This window comes from Collinsella sp. LCP19S3_H3 (assembly GCF_052119145.1).
GTDB lineage: Bacteria > Actinomycetota > Coriobacteriia > Coriobacteriales > Coriobacteriaceae > Collinsella.
The window spans coordinates 1-640 of record NZ_JBQKFW010000044.1; the positions used below are offsets into that span (position 1 = coordinate 1).

Consider the following 640-nt stretch of genomic DNA (forward strand, 5'->3'; position numbering starts at 1 on the left):
GGACGGGCCGCTGTTCCGCTACCTGTTCCTGGCCCAGTGCGCCGAGCTCTCCGGGTGCCTGCCCGGCGTGTTCCAGCCCGTGGACGAGTGCATGGCGCTGCTGCTGCCGGCAAACCTCATGGATACGGACGGCGTCATCGGCCGCATGGTGGGCGACATCGACGAGGAGGACTGGGAAGACGTCCAGATCCTGGGATGGATGTACCAGTACTACAACTCCGAGGTCAAGGACGCCTTCTTCGCCTCCAAGGCCAAGGAGACTCCCGACACCATAGGCCCGGCCACCCAGCTGTTCACGCCCGACTGGATCGTGCGCTACATGGTGCAGAACTCGCTGGGGCGCCTGTGGATGCTCAACAACCCCGCGAGCCCCCTGCGAGAGCAGATGGAGTACTACATCGAGCCCGACTCCGAGCACGAGGACTTCATCAGGATCGCCGGCCCCGAGGACATCTCCCTGTGCGACCCGGCCTGCGGCTCGGGCCACATCCTGGTCTACGCCTTCGAGCTGCTGGCCAAGATGTACCTTGAGCGCGGCTACCGCGAGCGCGAGATCCCCGGGCTCGTCCTGTCCAGGAACCTGCACGGCATGGAGATCGACCCCCGCGCCGCCCAGATCGCGCGGCTGGCGTTGGCCATG

Annotated in this window: 1 protein-coding gene; it reads left to right on the plus strand. The window is 66.2% G+C overall.

What is annotated here, in order from left to right; all coding sequences use genetic code 11:
* On the plus strand, window positions 1–640 hold a 640-nt coding region (locus ACTQZF_RS09220), incomplete at both ends, for a DNA methyltransferase (RefSeq protein ID WP_441555111.1).